Source organism: Lentisalinibacter orientalis (assembly GCF_040706535.1).
Taxonomy (GTDB): Bacteria; Pseudomonadota; Gammaproteobacteria; order Steroidobacterales; family Woeseiaceae; genus Lentisalinibacter; species Lentisalinibacter orientalis.
In genome coordinates this window covers 162,947-181,656 of sequence record NZ_JAPDRJ010000004.1, presented here as the reverse complement: position 1 = coordinate 181,656, position 18,710 = coordinate 162,947, and the positions used below count along the sequence as shown (strand labels likewise).

Annotated in this window: 17 protein-coding genes and 1 tRNA gene; 9 read left to right on the top strand and 9 right to left on the bottom strand. The window is 68.0% G+C overall.

All coding sequences use genetic code 11. From position 1 onward, the window contains the following. Positions 1-112 precede the first annotated feature (112 nt). The 3 genes from ACJMK0_RS14745 to ACJMK0_RS14735 are packed head-to-tail and all read left to right on the top strand — an operon-like array spanning position 113 to position 2,421. On the top strand, positions 113-1,015 hold the full coding sequence (locus ACJMK0_RS14745) for an HvfB family MNIO-type RiPP peptide maturase (protein ID WP_405239342.1): 903 nt from the start codon (positions 113-115) through the stop codon (positions 1,013-1,015). Then, positions 1,008-1,796: an HvfC family RiPP maturation protein gene (locus ACJMK0_RS14740; protein ID WP_405239340.1), complete on the top strand. Its 789-nt coding sequence runs from the start codon at positions 1,008-1,010 to the stop codon at positions 1,794-1,796. The genes ACJMK0_RS14745 and ACJMK0_RS14740 overlap by 8 nt, the downstream gene beginning before the upstream one ends. A 7-nt stretch (positions 1,797-1,803) precedes the next feature. Further along, positions 1,804-2,421 carry an HvfX family Cu-binding RiPP maturation protein gene (locus ACJMK0_RS14735; RefSeq protein WP_405239339.1) on the top strand — a complete coding sequence of 206 codons (618 nt, stop codon included), beginning with the start codon at positions 1,804-1,806 and terminating at the stop codon, positions 2,419-2,421. Here the strand turns inward: ACJMK0_RS14735 and lpdA are convergent. From lpdA to aceE, 3 genes are read right to left on the bottom strand one after another with little or no spacing between them, the layout of a single operon-like run. Then, on the bottom strand, positions 2,418-4,277 hold the full coding sequence (gene lpdA / locus ACJMK0_RS14730) for a dihydrolipoyl dehydrogenase (RefSeq protein WP_405239337.1): 1,860 nt from the start codon (positions 4,275-4,277) through the stop codon (positions 2,418-2,420). The genes ACJMK0_RS14735 and lpdA overlap by 4 nt on opposite strands. Positions 4,278-4,317: 40 nt before the next feature. Beyond that, a complete protein-coding gene (gene aceF / locus ACJMK0_RS14725) occupies positions 4,318-6,213 on the bottom strand; it encodes a dihydrolipoyllysine-residue acetyltransferase (RefSeq protein ID WP_405239336.1) in 1,896 nt (631 codons plus the stop codon). A gap of 10 nt (positions 6,214-6,223) precedes the next feature. Beyond that, complete coding sequence (aceE, locus tag ACJMK0_RS14720; protein ID WP_405239335.1) at positions 6,224-8,890, bottom strand: pyruvate dehydrogenase (acetyl-transferring), homodimeric type; 2,667 nt, start codon at positions 8,888-8,890, stop codon at positions 6,224-6,226. A 175-nt stretch (positions 8,891-9,065) separates the two neighbouring features. On the opposite strand from aceE, the gene ACJMK0_RS14715 reads away from it, so the two are divergent. Together ACJMK0_RS14715 and rnt are read left to right on the top strand one after the other, a co-directional pair. After that, a complete protein-coding gene (locus ACJMK0_RS14715; protein WP_405239333.1) occupies positions 9,066-10,583 on the top strand; it encodes a M17 family metallopeptidase in 1,518 nt (505 codons plus the stop codon). 5 nt (positions 10,584-10,588) lie between these two features. Further along, the gene (gene rnt / locus ACJMK0_RS14710; RefSeq protein WP_405239331.1) at positions 10,589-11,236 is read left to right on the top strand and encodes a ribonuclease T; all 648 of its coding nucleotides are present in this window, start codon (positions 10,589-10,591) and stop codon (positions 11,234-11,236) included. 12 nt (positions 11,237-11,248) lie between these two features. Here the strand turns inward: rnt and grxD are convergent, their stop codons facing one another. Genes grxD through ACJMK0_RS14695 form a run of 3 tightly spaced genes read right to left on the bottom strand, consistent with a single transcriptional unit; the run spans position 11,249 to position 12,161 of the window. Beyond that, positions 11,249-11,563 carry a Grx4 family monothiol glutaredoxin gene (grxD, locus tag ACJMK0_RS14705; protein WP_405239329.1) on the bottom strand — a complete coding sequence of 105 codons (315 nt, stop codon included), beginning with the start codon at positions 11,561-11,563 and terminating at the stop codon, positions 11,249-11,251. 49 nt (positions 11,564-11,612) lie between these two features. Beyond that, positions 11,613-11,999, bottom strand: a complete 387-nt coding sequence (locus ACJMK0_RS14700; protein WP_405239327.1) for a BON domain-containing protein — start codon at positions 11,997-11,999, stop codon at positions 11,613-11,615. Positions 12,000-12,005: 6 nt separating this feature from the next. Next, complete coding sequence (locus tag ACJMK0_RS14695) at positions 12,006-12,161, bottom strand: DUF1289 domain-containing protein (RefSeq protein WP_405239326.1); 156 nt, start codon at positions 12,159-12,161, stop codon at positions 12,006-12,008. A gap of 164 nt (positions 12,162-12,325) precedes the next feature. Here ACJMK0_RS14695 and nadC point away from each other — a divergent pair, with 164 nt between their 5' ends. Beyond that, positions 12,326-13,204 carry a carboxylating nicotinate-nucleotide diphosphorylase gene (gene nadC, locus ACJMK0_RS14690; RefSeq protein ID WP_405239324.1) on the top strand — a complete coding sequence of 293 codons (879 nt, stop codon included), beginning with the start codon at positions 12,326-12,328 and terminating at the stop codon, positions 13,202-13,204. A 22-nt stretch (positions 13,205-13,226) separates the two neighbouring features. Here nadC and ACJMK0_RS14685 read toward each other — a convergent pair whose 3' ends face one another. The 3 genes from ACJMK0_RS14685 to ACJMK0_RS14675 form a co-directional block, all read right to left on the bottom strand. Continuing rightward, on the bottom strand, positions 13,227-15,902 hold the full coding sequence (locus ACJMK0_RS14685) for an EAL domain-containing protein (RefSeq protein ID WP_405239322.1): 2,676 nt from the start codon (positions 15,900-15,902) through the stop codon (positions 13,227-13,229). Positions 15,903-16,229: 327 nt separating this feature from the next. Further along, positions 16,230-16,305: transfer RNA gene (locus ACJMK0_RS14680), tRNA-Thr, on the bottom strand. A gap of 78 nt (positions 16,306-16,383) precedes the next feature. Next, on the bottom strand, positions 16,384-16,743 hold the full coding sequence (locus ACJMK0_RS14675) for a Fur family transcriptional regulator (RefSeq protein WP_405234165.1): 360 nt from the start codon (positions 16,741-16,743) through the stop codon (positions 16,384-16,386). 241 nt (positions 16,744-16,984) lie between these two features. Here ACJMK0_RS14675 and ACJMK0_RS14670 point away from each other — a divergent pair, with 241 nt between their 5' ends. From ACJMK0_RS14670 to pilV, 3 genes are all read left to right on the top strand, one after another. Beyond that, positions 16,985-17,512 carry a GspH/FimT family pseudopilin gene (locus tag ACJMK0_RS14670; RefSeq protein WP_405239320.1) on the top strand — a complete coding sequence of 176 codons (528 nt, stop codon included), beginning with the start codon at positions 16,985-16,987 and terminating at the stop codon, positions 17,510-17,512. 92 nt (positions 17,513-17,604) lie between these two features. Then, positions 17,605-18,210: a GspH/FimT family pseudopilin gene (locus ACJMK0_RS14665; RefSeq protein ID WP_405239318.1), complete on the top strand. Its 606-nt coding sequence runs from the start codon at positions 17,605-17,607 to the stop codon at positions 18,208-18,210. A gap of 23 nt (positions 18,211-18,233) precedes the next feature. Then, positions 18,234-18,704 carry a type IV pilus modification protein PilV gene (gene pilV / locus ACJMK0_RS14660; RefSeq protein WP_405239316.1) on the top strand — a complete coding sequence of 157 codons (471 nt, stop codon included), beginning with the start codon at positions 18,234-18,236 and terminating at the stop codon, positions 18,702-18,704. Positions 18,705-18,710 lie beyond the last annotated feature (6 nt).

Below are 18,710 nucleotides of genomic sequence, written 5' to 3'. Positions count from 1 at the left end.
GCGGTGAAATATACGGCCGGCGCGGCCGGTCCTCTGTGATGACGACGGACCGGAACGCGATGAACCGGATGACGACGACAGCGGCACGGCAGACAGGAAGACGGAAAGGACGATGACGGAGACAGCACGGCAGGAAACCGGGACGCCGAACGGCAGCGCGCAGCGCGACATCCCCGCAGGCGCCGGCCTCGGCCTGCGGCGGGGCCTCATGCAGTCGCTGTGGGAGGCGCAGCCCGAGGAGATCGACTTCCTGGAAGTGGCGCCGGAGAACTGGATCGGCGTCGGCGGCCGGCAGGGGCGGCGCTTCCGCGAATTCACCGAACGCTATCCCGTGACCCTGCACGGCCTGTCGCTGTCGCTGGGTGCGCCGTCGCCCCTGGACGAGGACCTGCTCCGGCGCATCCGCCGCTTCATGGACGAGCACGGCATCACCTTCTACTCCGAGCACCTCAGTTACTGCGGCGACGACGGCCACCTCTACGACCTGATGCCTATCCCGTTCACCGAGGAGGCCGTGCACTACGTCGCCGCGCGCATCCGCCGCGCCCAGGAGATCCTGGGCCAGCGCATCGCGGTGGAGAACGTCTCCTACTATGCCACCCCGGACCGCTCGCTCAGCGAGGCGGAGTTCGTGCGCGCGGTGCTGGAGGAAGCCGACTGCGATCTGCTGCTGGACGTGAACAACATCGTGGTGAATGCCATCAACCACGGCTACGACGCCGAGGAATTCCTGGCGGCCATGCCGGACGAGCGCGTAGCCTACCTGCACGTGGCAGGCCACTACGTGGAGGCCGAGGACCTGCGCGTGGACACCCACGGCGCCGCGGTCAGCGACCCCGTCTGGCGGCTGCTGGCCAGGACCTACGAGCGGCTGGGGCCCCTGCCGACGCTGCTGGAACGGGACTTCAACTTCCCGCCCCTGGACGAGTTGCTGGGCGAGCTGCGCCTGGTGCGCACGCTGCAGCGCGAGCCAGGGGCGCTGGCCGACATCGAGGCGGAGGCCGCCCGTGTCTGAGCGCCCGTCCTTCCAGCGCAGGCAGTACGAGTTCGCGGCCCACATCCGCGACCCGAAATCCAACCCGGCGCCGGCCGGCATCGAGGACCGGCGCCTCGCGATCTACCGCGACCTGTTCTTCGGCAATATCTCGGGGCTGCTCGCGGCCACCTTCCGGGTGACCAAACGCGTCCTCGACGGCGAGCAGTGGGACGCGCTGGTGCGCGACTTCATCGCCCGCCACGAATCCCACACCCCGCTGTTCCTGCACATGCCCCGGGAGTTCGTCGATTTTCTGGAGCACGAGCGCGACGAGCCCGCCGACCCTCCCTTCCTGCATGCGCTCGCGCACTACGAATGGGTGGGGCTGGCGCTCTCCATCGAGGAGGAGGACCCGGACCTGACCGGCGTGGAGCGGGAGGCGGACCTGTTGACGGGCATACCCGTCGTCTCGCCGCTCGCGTGGTTGTGCGGCTACCCCTTCCCGGTGCACCGCATCAGCCCGGAGTTTCAACCGGAGGAACCCGATGCGCAGCCGACCTGGCTTGTGGTCTATCGCCGGCTCGACGACCGCATGGGCTTCCTGGAGCTGAACGCCGCCACCGCGCGCCTGTTCGAACTCGCGCGTGACAACGAGGCCGGCCGCACGGGGCGCGAACTCGCCGAGACCGTCGCCGCCGAGATCGGCCATCCGCAGCCGCAGGCCGTCGTCGCGGGCGCCCGCGACACGCTGGAGGAGATGCAGCGCCTGGATATCGTCCTGGGTATCCGCCGGGACCGAACCGCAGACAGAGGGGAGTGACAGACTCATGATTGGATTCCTGAACCGCCTGCAGGACCTGCTGGACGCCACGAAGGCCGTGGACTTCCTCGGCCCGCTGGCGCTGCGCCTGTACCTGGTGCCGGTATTCTGGGTGGCCGGCACCAACAAGCTCTCCGGCATGGACAACATCATCAGCTGGTTCGGCAACCCGGACTGGGGACTCGGCCTGCCGTTCCCCACGCTGATGGCCTGGCTGGCCACCGGCGCGGAGGTGGGCGGCGCCGTCCTGCTGCTGATCGGTTTCGCCGTACGCTGGGTCTCCATCCCGCTGATGGTGACCATGCTGGTGGCCGCCTTCGGCGTGCACTGGAAGAACGGCTGGCAGGCCGTGCACGACCCGATGAGCCCGTTCCCGGCAGAGAATATCGACGGCGCCATGCAGCGGCTGGACAAGGCGAAGGAACTGCTGCGCGAGCACGGCAATTACGACTGGCTGACGGAGACCGGCAGCCTGGTCATCTCGAACAACGGTATCGAGTGGGCGGCCACCTACTTCGTGATGCTGCTGGCGCTGTTCTTCACCGGTGCGGGCCGCTATGCCAGCGTCGACTACTGGATCGCGAGACGATTCCGCCCACAGCGAGCGGTGGTGACTTCGTCCTAGCGGTCCTTCCGGCGCGGCATGTAGAGATCCGTCAGCGTCCCCTCCCAGGCCTCGGCCGCCATGGCCACGGTCTCCGACAGGGTCGGGTGGGGATGGATAGTCAGACCGATATCGGCCGCGTCGGCGTCCATCTCGATGGCCAGCGCCGTCTCCGAGATCAGGTCGCCGGCGTTGGTGCCGACGATGCCGGCGCCCAGCAGGCGGTTGGTCGACTTGTCGAACAGGAGCTTGGTGAAGCCCTCGTCGCGCCCCATCGCCAGTGAGCGCCCGCTGGCGGCCCAGGGGAACTGGGCCTTGCCGTAGTCGACGCCCTGCTCCTTCGCCTCGGTCTCGGTGAGCCCCACCCAGGCCACCTCGGGATCGGTATAGGCCACCGACGGGATCACCCGGGCGTCGAAGGCGCTCTTCTCGCCGGCCGCCGCCTCGGCCGCCACCTTGCCTTCGTGGGTGGCCTTGTGGGCCAGCATGGGCTGGCCGACGATATCGCCGATAGCGTAGATGTGCGGCACGTTCGTGCGCATCTGTTTGTCCACCGGGATGATGCCGCGCTCGCCCACCTCGACGCCCGCTTTGTCCGCGTCCAGGCGATCGCCGTTGGCCCGCCGGCCCACGGCCACCAGCACCCGGTCCCACAGCCCCGGCTCCGGCGCACCGTCACCCTCGAAGCTGACCCGGACCCCCTCCTTCCGGCTCTCCATGCCGGACACGCTCACGCCCAGCAGGATGTCCTCGTAGCGGCTCTTCATGCGCTTCGCCAGCGGCCGGACGAGGTCCGGGTCGGCCCCGGGCATCAGCTGTTTCATCAGCTCCACCACGGTGACCTTCACGCCCAGCGCATCGTAGACGCAGGCCATCTCCAGTCCGATGATGCCGCCGCCCACCACCAGCAGGCGTTCCGGCAGGGGCGCCAGTTCCAGCGCGCCGGTCGAGTCGACGATGCGCTCGTCGTCGGGCAGGCCGGGGATGCGGCTGGGCTCGGAGCCCGCGGCGATGACGCACTGTTCGAATGCGATCACGCGGCGCCCGTCGTCGTTCTCGACGGCCAGCCGGTGGGGCGACAGGAAGCGGCCGGTGCCGTGGACCACCTGCACCTTGCGTTGCTTCGCCAGGCCGGTGAGCCCGTCGGTGAGCCGTTCGACGACCCCGGACTTCCATTCACCGAGCCGCGCGGCATCGATCTCCGGCTCGCCGAAGCGGATGCCGTGCTCGCCCATGTCGGCGGCTTCCTCGATGACCCGGGCGGCATGCAGCAGCGCCTTGGAGGGGATACAGCCCACGTTCAGGCAGACGCCGCCCAGCACCGGCCAGCGCTCGACCAGCGTCACCCGCAGGCCCAGGTCGGCGGCGCGGAACGCGGCGGCGTAGCCGCCCGGCCCGGCGCCCAGCACGACGAGGTCCGTCTCCAGGTCCGCGTCGGCGTCGTCGCGGGCCGCCTGCCGCGCCTGGCTGCGGCGGGGCGATCGCTTGTCCGAGCCAGACGCCTGCCCGTCCCGTTCTCCTGCTTCTGCTTCGTCCTCGGCCCCCGCGACCTCTGCCTCGTCGGTCCGGGCCTCGTCGGTGTCGCTCTCTCCGCTCTCACCGCCGTCAGAGGGCGCGTCTTCCCCCTCGTCAGCCGCGTCGGCCAGGCGCAGGAGTTCGCTGCCCTCGGAGACCTTGTCGCCGGTCTTCACCAGCACGGCCTCGACCCGGCCGCCCCGGGGCGCCGGCAGGTCCATGCTGGCCTTGTCCGTCTCCAGCGTGACGATGGGGTCCTCGGCGGCGATCTCGTCGCCCTCGGCCACATGCACCTCGATGACGTCGACCTCGTCGAAGTCGCCGATATCAGGCACGCGGATGATGCGGGCGTCTTCGCTCATGGCACCGTCGTGGTGATCAGGGTGATCATGACAATCATGCTCAGGGGATGGCCTCGAGCAGGCCGCCGACGTCGCCCAGGGCGCCGGACAGCCAGGTGGTGAAGCGGGCTGCGTCCGCACCGTCGATCACGCGGTGATCGTAGGACAGCGACAGCGGCAGCATCAGACGCGGCTTGAACTCCCGCCCGTTCCATACCGGCTGCATGCTCGAGCGGGAAACGCCGAGTATGGCGACCTCCGGGGCGTTGATGATCGGCGTGAAAGCCGTGCCGCCGATGCCGCCGAGGCTGGAGACCGTGAAGGTGCCGCCCTGCATCTGCTCGGCGCTGAGCTTGCCTTCCCGCGCCGCGGCGGACAGCTCGGCAAGATCACGAGCAAGCTCGTAGACGTCCTTGCGGTCGGCGTCCCGGATGACGGGAACCACCAGGCCGTTCGGCGTATCGGCGGCGAAACCGATATGGAAGTAGTGCTTCAGCACCAGGTGCTCGCCGTCCGGATGCAGGGAGCTGTTGAAGCGGGGGAACTCCTTCAGCGCCTGCACGCAGGCCTTGATGATGAACGCGAGCGGCGTCAGCTTGATGCCGCGCTCCGCCGCCGTGCCTTTCAGTTCCGTGCGCCGTTCCTCCATTTCGGTGATGTCGGCGAGGTCGTGCTGGGTAACGTGGGGCAGGTTCAGCCACGACGCCTGCAGCCGGCGCGCGGAGATCTTGCGGATCCGGCCGAGCTGCTGCGTCGCCACGTCACCGTACTTAGCGAAATCCACCTCCGGGACCGACGGCAACGCGGCACCCGCGGCGGCCTCGCCGCCGCCCTGCAGCGCCTTCTTGACCCACGACTTCACGTCTTCGGCGAGAACCCGGCCCTTGCGCCCGGTGCCTTCCACCCTCACGAGGTCGACGCCCAGCTCCCGCGCCAGCTTGCGGACGGACGGGCTGGCATGGGCGCGGGAGAAACCTGCCTCGTCGATGGCCGGGAATCCGGAGGGCACGTCCCGGCGCTCGTCGGCGGAGTCGGCCCGCTCGCGGCGGGTGCTCCCGGCCTGCTCTCGTGACTGCGCCGCCGACCCGGTCTCGCGGCGCTTGCTGCCGGCCTCGGCGCTGCTGTCGCCCTCGCCCGCCGCGCGTTCCGCCCCGGCTTCGCCGGCGGTCTCGTCCGCCTGATCGGCCTGCGCGGCCTCGCCGCCGTCGCCGCCGGCGCCTTCGCCGGTCAGCAGCGTCAGAATCTCGTCGCCGGAACTCACCTTGTCGCCGACGCTCACCACCACCTCGGCCACGCGGCCCGCCGCCGGCGACGGCACGTCCATGGAGGCCTTGTCCGTCTCGAGGGTCAGCAGCGGATCCTCTTCTGCCACCTCGTCGCCCTCGGCGACGTGGACCTCGATCACGTCCACTTCGTCGAAGTCGCCGAGGTCCGGCACCTCGACCCGGCGCCGGCCCGGCGCGGCCACCGTGTCGCCATCCGACTTGCCGCCAGACTTGCCGCCCGACTCGCGGCGCGGCTCGCCGCCGCCGGACCGATCCTCGTCGGCACCGGCCTTGTGATCGTCGGCACCGGCCTTGTAATCGTCGGCACCGGCCTCACCATCTCCGGCATCGGTCTCGTCGCTGTCGGCACCGGTCCTGTCGTCCTCGGCGCCGGCCTTGTCATCGCCGGCATCCGTTTCCCGGTCGCCGGAGGCGCCCTCCTCTGCGCTTCCGCTCGTCTCGACCACGGCGATGAGGTCGCCCTCGTTCACCGTGTCGCCCGACGAGACGCTGACCTCGACCACCTTGCCGGCCGCGGTGCTCGGCACGTCCATGGACGCCTTGTCGGTCTCCAGCACGATCAGGCCGTCTTCCACCTCGACGGTGTCGCCGGCGGAGACCAGCACCTCGATGACGTCGACGTCGGAGAAGTCGCCGAGATCGGGGACGCGTATTTCCTTGCGTTCAGCCATCGCGAACCCCTCAGAGGGTCACCGGATCCGGCTTGTCCGGATCGATGTCGTAGCGCCGGATGGCATCCGAGACCGTATCCATGTCCAGCGCGCCTTCGTCGGCCAGCGCATTCAGCGCCGTCACCGCGATGTAGCGGCGGTCCACCTCGAAATGCTGGCGCAGCGCGGAGCGGCGGTCGCTGCGGCCGTAGCCGTCGGTGCCCAGCGTGACGAACTGACCCGGCACCCAGCGCTGGATCTGGTCCGGCACGATCTTCATGTAGTCCGTCGCCGCGATGAAGGGGCCTTCCTTGTCCGCCAGGCACTGGTCGAGGTAGCTCCGCCTCGGCTCCTCGCCCGGGTGCAGCTGGTTCCAGCGTTCCACCTCGAGGCAGTCGCGGCGCAGCTGGTTGAAGCTGGTGGCGCTCCAGATGTCCGCCGGGATGGAATAGTCCTCCTCCAGCAGCTCGGCGGCGGCGATGACTTCGCGCAGGATGGTGCCCGCGCCCATCAGCTGCACGCGCACCTTGCCCCGCCCGCCGATCTTCAGCAGGTACAGGCCCTTCAGGATGCCGTCCTCGACGCCCTTCGGCATGGGCGGGTGGACGTAGTTCTCATTCATGCAGGTGATGTAGTAGAAGACATTCTCCTGCTCGTGCAGCATGCGCCGCAGCCCGTCCTGGATGATCACCGCCAGCTCGTAGGCATACGTGGGGTCGTAGGACAGGCAGTTCGGCACGGTGGAGGACAGCACGAGGCTGTGTCCGTCCTGGTGCTGCAGGCCCTCGCCCGCCAACGTCGTGCGCCCGGCCGTGCCGCCCATCAGGAAGCCCCGCGACTGCATGTCGCCGCCGGCCCAGATGAAATCGCCGATGCGCTGGAAGCCGAACATCGAGTAGAAGATGTAGAAGGGGATCATCGGCCGGTCGTGATTGCTGTACGCCGTGCCGGCCGCCGCCCAGGAACAGAACGAGCCCGCCTCGTTGATGCCCTCCTCCAGTATCTGGCCCTTCTTGTCCTCCTTGTAGTACATCAGCTGATCGGCATCCTGGGGCGTATAGAGCTGACCCTTGGAGGAATAGATGCCCACCTGCCGGAACATGCCTTCCATGCCGAAGGTGCGCGCCTCGTCGGGCACGATGGGTACCACGTACTTGCCGATGCTCTTGTCCCGTATCAGCGTCGTCAGCAGGCGTATGAACGCCATGGTGGTCGAGGCCTCGCGCTCGCCCGTGCCCTCCAGCTGACTGGAGAAGGCCTCCAGCTGCGGCACCTGCAGCGACTCGGAGCGGGTCCGCCGCTGGGGCAGATAGCCGTCGAGCTTGCGCCGCCGCTCGTGCAGGTATTCGATCTCGTCGCTATCCTCCGGCGGTCGGCAGAAAGGCACCTTGGGGATGTCCTCGTCGGAGACCGGAATGTTGAAGCGGTCGCGGAATTCCTTCAGCGCCTCGTCGTCCAGCTTCTTCTGCTGGTGCGCCGGGTTCGCGCTCTCGCCGCCGGACTCGCCCATGCCGTAGCCCTTCACGGTCTTGGCCAGGATCACGGTCGGGCGGCCCTTGCTGCGCACGGCCTTCTCGTAGGCCGAGTAGACCTTGATGGAGTCGTGGCCGCCGCGGTTCAGACGCCAGACTTCCTCGTCCGACATGTTCGCCACCATCTCCTTCAGCTCGGGATACTTGCCGAAGAAGTGCTCGCGGGTATAGGCGCCGCCCTTGTTCTTGTAGGCCTGGTATTCGCCGTCCACCGTCTCGTCCATGACGCGGCGGAGCAGGCCGTCGGTGTCCTTGGCCAGCAGCGGATCCCAGCGCGAGCCCCAGATCACCTTGATCACGTCCCAGCCGGCGCCACCGAACGCCGCCTCCAGTTCCTGGATGATCTTGCCGTTGCCGCGCACGGGTCCGTCGAGGCGCTGCAGGTTGCAGTTGATGACGAATATGAGGTTGTCGAGCCCCTCGCGCACGGCCATCGTGATGGCGCCCATGGCCTCCGGCTCGTCCATCTCCCCGTCGCCGAGGAAGCACCACACCTTGCGGTCGCTCTCCGGGATCAGGCCGCGGTGCTCCAGGTAGCGCATGAAGCGGGCCTGGTACAGCGCCATCATCGGGCCGAGGCCCATGGACACCGTCGGGAACTGCCAGAACTCCGGCATGAGCCAGGGATGCGGATACGACGACAGCCCGCCGCCGCCCACCTCCATGCGGAAGCGTTGCAGCTGCGCGCCGGTGAGACGTCCCTCGAGATAGGCCCGCGAGTAGATCCCCGGCGCCGAATGGCCCTGGATGAAGACCAGGTCGCCGCCGTTGCGCTCCGAAGGCGCGCGCCAGAAGTGATTGAAACCCACTTCGTAGAGCGTGGCGGAGGATGCATAGGAGGCGATGTGGCCGCCGTATTCGCTGCTGGCCCGGTTCGCCAGCACCACCATGGCCATCGCGTTCCAGCGGATGTACGCCTCGATGCGCCGTTCGATGGAACGGTCGCCGGGATACTCCGGCTGCTGGCCGGGAGAGATGGTATTCAGGTAGGCGGTGTTCGGGCTGTAGGGCAGATAGGCACCGGAGCGGCGCGCGAAATCGATCATCCGGTTAAGCAGGAAATGGGCTCGCTCGGGACCGTGGACCTTCAGCACCGAGTCGATGGACTCGAGCCATTCCCGGGTCTCTGTCGGGTCGGTATCGTCGAAAGGACTGTTTGCACTCATGCCTGATGCCGTTTCTTGCCTGATGCCGTCTGTCCGCCACCGCGGCCGTGATGAATTGGCGGAGGTCACCTGCTAGGATGGCGCTTCTTCGTCGCCCCGCTCCGCCCGCCAGAGGTTGGGGGCGTATGTTCGACCTTTGCCGGAGACAGGTCAAGGCGCCCCGGAGGAACCTCGAATGGCCACAGTGCTGCCGCCGGACTCTTCGATACGCGTCATCCAGTCGACGAAGAAGCCGCTGCTGAAAGACTACGAGAATCTCGACCAGCTGCTGGTGCTGCTGCCGAGCGGTGCAAGCGAGAGCGCCTGGTCGGCGGTGCCAAGGGGCACCCGGCTGAGAAGCATCGCCCGCCGTCGCGACGCATCCGACGTGCCGCTGGTCACGAGCCGTCTGGACAACAAGGCACAGACCACCGTACTGGTGGCCATGGTGGCGCCGGAAGCGAGCGCATTCGAGCGCGGCACGGCCGCACGCCGGCTCGCGGAAGCCGCTCTGGCGGAAGACCCGGCGCGGATCGCCGTGCTAGCGGCCGGCTTTCCCGAAGAGTCGACCGCTCCCTTCGTGCGTGACCAGTTGCTGGCCCTGCTGCTGGCCGCCTTCCGCCTGCCGGTATTCCGGCAGAAGGCGCCGAAACCGCGGCGGCTGGCCACCATCCGCCTGGTGGGCCTGCCCGAACGGATCGACGCCGACCGGGTGCAGGCGGAAGCCGCGGGCAACAATCTGGCCCGCTGGCTCACCGCGCTGCCGCCGAACGTGGGTGACGCCAGGGCTCTCCGGGTCGCCGCCGCGGAGCTCGCCGAGCGACACGGCTGGCACTACGAGTTTCTCGACACGACTCAGCTGGAGGACCGGGGCGCCGGCGCCTTCCTGGCGGTCGCCCGCGGCAACGACAACGACGACGCGGGCATCGTCCGTCTGTCCTGGCGCCCGCAGGGCGCCGGCGACGCACCCGCCGTCGCCCTGGTCGGCAAGGGCATCGTCTTCGACACGGGCGGCACGAATCTCAAACCCGCCGCCGGCATGCTGGACATGCACGGGGACATGCAGGGTGCCGCCGTCGCACTCGGCAGCCTGCTCGCCCTGACGCTGCTGGAGGCGCCGTTCGGCGTCGACTGCTGGCTGGCGCTGACCGAGAACCGGACGGGCCCGCGGGCCTACAAGCAGCAGGACGTGGTCACGGCCGTCAACGGCAAGACGATACAGGTGATGCATACGGACGCCGAGGGCAGGATGGTGCTCGCCGACACGCTGGCTCTGGCCGGTGAGGCGGAACCGGCGACCATCATCGATTACGCCACGCTCACCGGGACCTGCATCAGCGCCCTCACCACCCGCTACAGCGGCGTATTCACGAATCGCCCGTCCCTGCATCCCCTGCTCGAGCGCGCCGGCGAGGCAAGCGGCGAGCGGGTCTGGCCGTTCCCGGTCACCGACGAGTTCCGGGACGAGCTGAAGAGCGAGGTGGCGGACCTGAAGCAATGCCTGCCGGCGGGCGCCGGCGACCACATCATGGCAGCGGCGCTGCTGCGGGAGTTCGTGCCCCGGCAGAGCACCTGGATTCATATCGACCTCAGTGCCTCGAGCCACGAGGGCGGGCTGGCCCACGCGCCCAGCAAGGTCACCGGCTTCGGCGTCCGCTACACCCTCGGCCTGCTGCTGGATCTCGCCGCGACGCCCGGCCGGCCCGACTCCTGAACCGTATGGGGAAAGCGAACGAACAGAGCGAGCCGGCACCGGTTGCGAACCGCTTCCGCGGCTTCCTGCCCGTCGTGGTCGACGTCGAGACGGGCGGTTTCAATGCGGACACCGACGCGCTGCTGGAGATCGCCGCCGTGTTGCTGGAGATGGACGACGCCGGCCGCCTGGGACGCAGCGAGACCCACCGTTATCACGTGAAGCCCTTCGACGGCGCCAACCTGGAGGCAGCGTCGCTGGCCGTCAACGGCATCGACCCGTGGCATCCGCTGCGCCCGGCCATCGACGAGCGGGACGCCCTGCAGCGGGTGTTCCGGGAAGTGCGCCGCGCCATCCGCGAGACCGGCTGCACCCGGGCCGTACTGGTGGGCCACAATTCCTTCTTCGATCTGAGTTTCCTGAATGCCGCGGTACGACGCACGGGGCTGAAGCGCAACCCGTTCCACCCGTTCTCCAGCTTCGATACGGCGACGCTGGGCGGCGTGGTCTTCGGACAGACGGTGCTGGCGCGCGCAGTGACTGCGGCGGGACTGGACTGGGACGAATCCCGGGCCCATTCCGCAGCCTACGACGCCGAACGGACGGCGGATCTGTTCTGCGAGATCGTCAACCGGGTGCAGGGCGTATATCGGGACGCGCTGGCCGGCGCCTGAGCGCCGCCGCCCTCAGGCGGCGACGTCGTCGAGCATCTGCTTCAGCTCGCCGGAATGATACATCTCCACGGCGATATCCGAGCCGCCGATGAGCTCACCGCGAACGTAGAGCTGGGGGTAGGTCGGCCAGCTCGAATAGCTCTTCAGCGCCTCGCGCAGCTCCGGATCCTCCAGGATATTCACGTAGGCGAATTCCTTGCCGCAGGCCTTCAGTGCCGCCACCGACTGAGCGGAGAAGCCGCACTGCGGGAAATCCGGCGTCCCTTTCATGTACAGCAGGATCGGGTTCTCGCTGATCTGCTGCTTGATCCTTTCCATTACGTCCATATTCCCCTCTACCTCCTTTGCTCTCGTTGACTTGCCGTCGTCAGGCTTGCTAGCGACGCGCCTGCACGGCCAGACGGTTATCCACCCCCACGACCCCCGGAACGGCGGCGGCCAGCCGGCCCGCCCTGTCCCGCTCGGCAAAACTCGTGACGATGCCGCTGAGCGTCACCCGCCCTGCGGCCGTCGTCACGTCGATGCCCGTCGCCTCCACCGATGTATCCGCCAGCAGCCTCGAGCGCACCGCCTCGGTGACTTCGGCGTCGCCGATCGATCGCGTGCTGCCGGTCTCCGCGGCGCGCCCGCTCGAGATGCCGCCCTGGCCATTCGCGCCGCCACTCGCCTGACCGTCGCCGATCAGCATGGCCGTGCAGCCGGTCAGGCCGAAGCCGGCCAGCAGGAGCGGGAACAGGACAGTGGTGAAGCGCGGGGTGTTCATGAGACCTCAGGGGCCGGCTCTCCGCTGCGCGGCGCGGGCGCGCAGCGCGTCCACGACGCGCCATTGCTCTTCCGGGCTGAGGGTGGACCAGGCGCCGATCTCGTCGAGGGTGCGCAGACAGCCCGTACAGACGTCCCGCTCGTCCAGCGTGCAGATGTTCACGCAAGGCGAGGCCGGGCGTCTCGGCGGCGGCTCGTTCATCACTGTCTGGTCCAATCCTGGCGGCTGCCGGTCGCTATGCATTTATAGTGGATTATACGTATGTTGACGCTTGTGACCAGAGACACTCTGGCGTATCGTCCCGGCGCGGCGCGGAGGCAGCGGAAATGCAGGAAGACAGGCTCTCGGGACACATCCGGGCGAGCGTCGACGCCGCCCTCGCGGAGGACGTCGGCGAAGGCGACGTGACGGCCGCGCTGATCGGCGCCGGGGCGTGCTCCCGCGCCACTGTGGTCTGCCGCGAGGACGCAATACTGTGCGGCCGCGCCTGGTTCGACCGGGTCTTCGCCGTGCTGGACGAGACCATCCGCATCGAATGGCAGGCCGACGACGGCGACCGGCTGGCGCCGGGCGAGACAGTCTGCTCCCTGGAGGGGCCTGCCCGCCCGATCCTCACCGGCGAACGCACCGCGCTGAATTTCCTGCAGACGCTCTCCGGCACCGCCACGGCGGCCGCCCGTTACGCCGCCGCCGTCGCCCACACCGGCTGCCGCATACTCGATACCCGCAAGACGATCCCGGGTCTCCGGCTGGCCCAGAAGTACGCCGTACGCTGCGGCGGTGCGGTCAACCACCGCATCGGGCTGTTCGACGCCATACTCATCAAGGAGAACCACATCATCGCCTGCGGCGGCATCGCGGCAGCCGTCTCGCAGGCACGTGCCGGGAACCCGGCGCTGCCGGTCGAGGTGGAGGTGGAGAACATCGGCGAGCTGCGCGAGGCGCTGGCCGCCGGAGCCGACCGCCTGCTGCTCGACAACTTTCCGCTCGATGCCCTGCGCGAGGCCGTGCGCATCACCGGCGACGGCGGCACGGGCGCCACGCTGGAGGCATCCGGCGGACTCGAGATGGAGGACATGGTGGCCGTCGCCGAAACCGGCGTCGACTTCATCTCGGTGGGCGCGCTCACCAAGCACCTGCGCGCCGTGGATTACTCGATGCGCTTCGGCGCGGCGACCGGCGAGGCCTCCGCCGACGGACGCTAGACGGACTATAGCGATATAACGACTAGAGCGATTCGGCGGCGAAGTTCTGCTGCACGCGTTTCGGCTCGGAGACGCCGTAGCCCTGGGCATAGTCGATGCCCATGCCGCGCAGCATGGTGATGATCTCCTCGTTCTCCGCGAACTCGGCGATGGTCTGCTTGCCGGTGAGGTGGCCGATCTCGTTGATCGAGCGGACCATCTCCCGGTCGATGGGGTCGTGCAGGATCTCCTTCACGAAGCTGCCGTCGATCTTCAGGAAATCCACCGGGAAGTGCTTCAGGTAGCCGAACGACGACAGGCCCGTGCCGAAGTCGTCCAGGGCGAACTTGCAGCCCAGCTCCTTCAGCGCGTTGATGAAGCGGTTGGCCTGTGAGTAGCTCGCGATGGCGGCCGTTTCGGTTATCTCGAAACAGATCTTCGTCGCGTCGAGACCGCTCACCTGGAACTGGTCGATGACGAAGGGCAGGAACTTCTCGTCGCCGAGACTCTGGCCGGACAGGTTGATGGAACAGAGATCGAGGCGCTCGCGCTCGTCCGCCTCGGAGACCAGCCAGCGGAAGGCGTTGGAAATCACCCAGCGGTCGATGTTCGGCGTGATGCCGTAGCGCTCGGCCGCGTTGATGAACAGCTCGGGCGACACCATCGCGCCGGCCTCGTCGCGCATGCGCAGCAGCAGTTCGTAATGGGCGCCCCGGTCCTCGCCCTGCAGCGGCAGGATGGTCTGGCGGAAGAGTTCGAAGCGCGACTCCTCCAGCGCGTTGTTGATGCGCGCGGCCCACTGCATCTCGCGGCGGCGGCGCATGAGGTCGATGTCGTTCTCGTGATAGCTGTGGATCCGGTTGCGGCCCGCCTCCTTCGCCGCCGCGCAGGCGCTGTCGGCCGCCGACAGCAGCGCCGCCACGTCGTCGTTGTCCGCGGTGATGGGCACCACGCCGATGCTGGCACCCAGCCGGAAACTGCGCTCGTCCCAGACGAACTTGTAGTCGGCCACCGTCTCGCGCAGTTCCTCGGCGGTACGCATGGCCTCGTCCAGGTTGCAGCTCTCCAGCAGCACGCCGAACTCGTCGCCGCCGAGGCGCGCCAGGGTGTCCCGCCAGCGGATCTTCGACTTCAGCAGCGCACCGAGCTGGGCCAGCAGCGCGTCGCCGGCGCTGTGGCCGCAGCTGTCGTTGACGATCTTGAACTGGTCGAGGTCCATGTAGCAGAGCGCGTAGGAAGTCTCCCTCGCCCTCGCGCTCTTCAGCGCGCGTTCCAGCCGGCTCTCGAACTCGCGCCGGTTCACCAGCTGGGTGAGCATGTCGTGGCTCGCGTGGTAGGCCAGCTTGCGGTTCAGCTCCCGGGCCTCGCTCACGTCGTGGAATATCAGCACCCCGCCCGTCACGTTGCCCGAGCCGTCGCGGATGGGCGAGGCCGTGGATTCCACGTACAGCTCGTTGCCGTCCCGGGTGATCAGCAGCGTCGGGCGCACCGATTTGATGGAGCGGTTGCGGCGGATGGCCACGGCCACCGGATTCTCGAGCGGCTCGCAGGTTTCCTCGTGGTAGGCGCGAAAAATCTCGTCCACCGCGCGCCCCGTGGCGCTGTCCACCTTCCAGCCGGTGAGTTCCTCGGCCACCGGGTTGACGTATTCCACGTTGCAGTCGGCGTCCGTCGTGACCACGCCATCGCCGATGGACTGCAGGGTGATCTGGGCACTCTCCTTCTCGCGGAACAGCGCCTCCTCGTAGAGCTTGCGCTCCGTGATATCCACTTCGACGCCCACCAGCCGCCGCAGCCGTCCGTTGTCGTCCTGCAGCGCCTTCGCCCGGCTGATCATCCAGCGCCAGTCGCCGCTGGAGTGGCGCATGCGGTGGACGCTCTCGAAGTAGTCCGCCCGACCTTCCAGGTGCTCGCGCATCTTGGACTGCACCCGGGTCATGTCGTCAGGGTGCACCAGGCGGTACCAGTCCGGGGAGATATCCTCCTCGTCCTCGTCGTAACCGAGCATGGTCTTCCAGCGGCGGGAGAACCACACGGCCTTGGCACGGCCGTCGAAATCCCAGATGCCGTCGTTGGCAGTCTCGGACAGCAGTTCGTCGCGCTCGCGGATGTGTGCCAGCTCGGCCCGGGTGCGAATGCGTTCGACGCCGGCGCCGAAGCTGGAACCGAGGAGCTTCAGCAGCAGTTTGAGGTTGGCGTCCCAGCCGTCCACCGGCGCCTCGTTGGCCAGCGCGATGAAACCGGCCGGACCCTCAGCGGTGCCGACGCCGATCAGCAGGCAGGCACCCAGGCCGATCTGGGCGAGGCGCGCCGCCTCCGCCTCCGCACCCGCCGGCGGCTGACCGCAGTCGCCGATCTCCAGCAGACGCTGGCCGCTCATGCCACGGGCCAGCCAGCGCCAGTCGCCGAGATCCTGGTGCTGCAGCACCTGGGGCCGGCAGATACTGTAGGGGGACGTCGCCGCGATCACCGTCTCGATGCTGGCGGCGCGTTCGTCGGCGAGGCAGACGAAGGCGACGTCGACCCCCGCCGCGTCACGGAGATCCTCCACCACGGACTCGATGACCGCGCCTGCCGTGTCCTTCTCGAGGGTGAGGAGATTGATTGCGAGCTTGGTGTAGACGGCATCCACCGCGATCGCGGGGTATTGCCCGGAACCGCGCCGTGAGGCGAGGGTGTCGCCGGCGATGCCGGCCCGCAGATCCTTCTCGCTGATCATCTCGAGGCTTTGCACCCGTCGGCAGTCAGTGGGGACGTTCTCAATCGGGACATTCTAGGAAGCCCGTGCGGACCGTTGGATTGACAGCGTTCTCACTTCCGGTATCCCCCGCGCACACCGTGTTAGGGACGCATTCTGACACGATATTCTAAGAATACAAGCTAAGTAACCGGAATGACTTGGGTTATGCATCGGTAGTCGGCTGAGAAGCGATGAGCAAGCAATGAGCAGCGCCCGCGCGGCCTCACGGCGTCGACGTGCACGGCATCGCCGGACCGGGCGAGGGGCGGATCAGGGAGGGGGACGGACGAACCGGGTGCGGGAGGCTGGTGCCGAAGGTCAGACTCGAACTGACGACCTACGCATTACGAATGCGTTGCTCTACCGACTGAGCTACTTCGGCCCCGGGTGGGCGGCGAGTATAGATAATGCGGAATAGGCAGGCAATCCACCGCCTGGCCGAGGGCGTGCCCTGGGGTGCTCAGCGCTTGTCCCGCACCCGTATGATGAGCTCGACGCTCTCCTGCTCGGTGCCGGCCGGCAGATCGGGCACGTCCATGATGGCCACCTGTCCGGAGGGGATGTCGGACAACTCCCCCGTGTCCACGTTGTAGAAGTGGTGGTGCGGGTGCGTGGTCGAATCGTAGAACAGCCGGCTGGGATCCACGTTCACTTCCCGGGCGAGGCCCTTGTCGCTGAACAGCTTCAGCGTGTTGTAGATGGTGGCCTTCGACACCCGGCTGCCCCGCTCGCGCAGACGCTCCAGTATCTGTTCGGCGGACAGATGCTGGGGACGCTCCAGCAGGATGCTGGCCACGTCGACGCGCTGGGGCGTGGGCATGACGCCGTGGGATTCGAGGCGCTTTTCGACTTCCTGTCTGTTCAAGGGATACCGACCGCTTCAGGTTTAGACCAAGTATAGGCTTGGTCCGAGTCCAATGTTCCTCGAAAGATGATAGTGATTCTCAAAATGGCGCACAAGCCCGATTTCCGGGCGCCTCGCCCGGGAATCGCGCTCGCTCGGCAGGTACTCGCTGCCGACAATGCCCCCTGCGGTCAACGGCACCGGAGGGAACTGGGCCATGTCTCCACACCGCGGCTATTCGCTATACGAGCTGCTGGTCACGCTGAGCGTGGCGACCATCCTGATCGTGATCGGCGCGCCGCCACTCGGCAGTCTGATCGCGCGCAATCAGCTGACGGCCGAGATCAACGCCCTGCACCACGCGCTGCACTTCGGCCGTCAGGAGGCCATCAAGCGCCGGCTCAACCTCGTCCTCTGCCAGTCCGCCGACGGCAGCCGCTGCACTGGCGCTGCCGACTGGGGCGGCGGCTGGATGCTGTTCGTCGACGACGATGACGACGGCCGGGCGGACCCCGGCGAGGCGGTACTCCGCCGCCACCGGCCCGCCGATGCAGTGAACATAATCACGAACCGGCACCGCTACACCCTGCGCGGCGTGCGCAAACGCAATACCAATGGCACCTTTCTGGTCTGCGACGACGCCGGCCGCGTCCCTGCCCGGGCGCTGATCGTGAGCTATACAGGCCGTCCGCGGAGTGCACCGGGAGACGATGCCCCTGCCAGCCTGGCCTGCCCGGGCGCGTGACCGCCGGGACGGCAAGTACCGCTCGTCCGCCCTGAGTGACCGCTCGTCGGGAATATTTCCTCCGCAACGCGGTGCGGGGTAGTGTCCGCCCCATGGAAAGAACCGCACAACACGGCTTTACGCTGTACGAGCTGCTGGTCACGGTCGTGATCATGGGCATCATCCTGTCCCTGGGCGTGCCCAATTTCCTCGAGTTCACGCGCAACAACCGCATGGCCGCCACCTCTAACGACCTGCTTTCGGCCTTCACGCTGGCCCGCAGCGAGGCCGTCAAACGCAAGTCGCCGGTCACCGTGTGTTCCAGCCTGAACGCCGAGGCGGCCAATCCGGCCTGCGGCGGCACCTTCGCGGACGGCTGGGTGGTGTTCGCGGACGACGACGGCGACATCGCGATCGATGCCGGCGAAGACGTGATCCGCAGCGTGGGCGGGATACCGGACGGCATCACGCTGCAGACCAACGGCGGCTCCAACTACTTCTCCTACGCCGCCACGGGCTTCGGCCGCGGCGACGTGGCTGGCGCCCCCGCCCTGCGCGGCGCCCTGATGTGTGACGCACGGGGCAACGTGCCGGCGGCCGGCGGGCTGTCTGCAGCCCGCGCCCTGCGCATGGACGGCCCCGGCCGACCCCAGATCGTGCGTGAGGTGGCCCTGGTCCAGAACGTGGCCGACGTACTGGTCGGCGGCGGCTGCCCCTGAACCGGGAAGCGCGGAAAGAACGGATGAGCGAGAGGATGAACGCGAACCTGATGCAGAGAATACGGGGCTTCACCCTGATCGAGGCGCTGATCGCCATGGTGGTCATGTCGGTGGGCATGCTCGGCATCGCGGGGCTGTACCTGCAGACGCTGCAGGCCGGGCGCACCGCCCAGTTCCGCACCCAGGCGGTGACCCTGGCGGGCGACGTGGCCGACCGGATCCGGGCCAATCGTACGGCCGGCATCACCTACGAGGGCGCCGGCGCGGACAACGACTGCGACACCGGCCTCGTGGACTGCGACGCCGACCAGATGGCACAGCACGACATCTTCCTGTGGAGCCAGCAGGCCCAGCAGACTCTGCCGGACGGCGACGTTCAGGTCGCGCTGGACCAGGCGACGGTGCCGTGGACGTATACGGTCACGGTCAACTGGGACGAGGCGGGTCTGCCCGAGCAGCCCTCCTACACCATCCAGGTACAGGCGATGAACTGATGGATG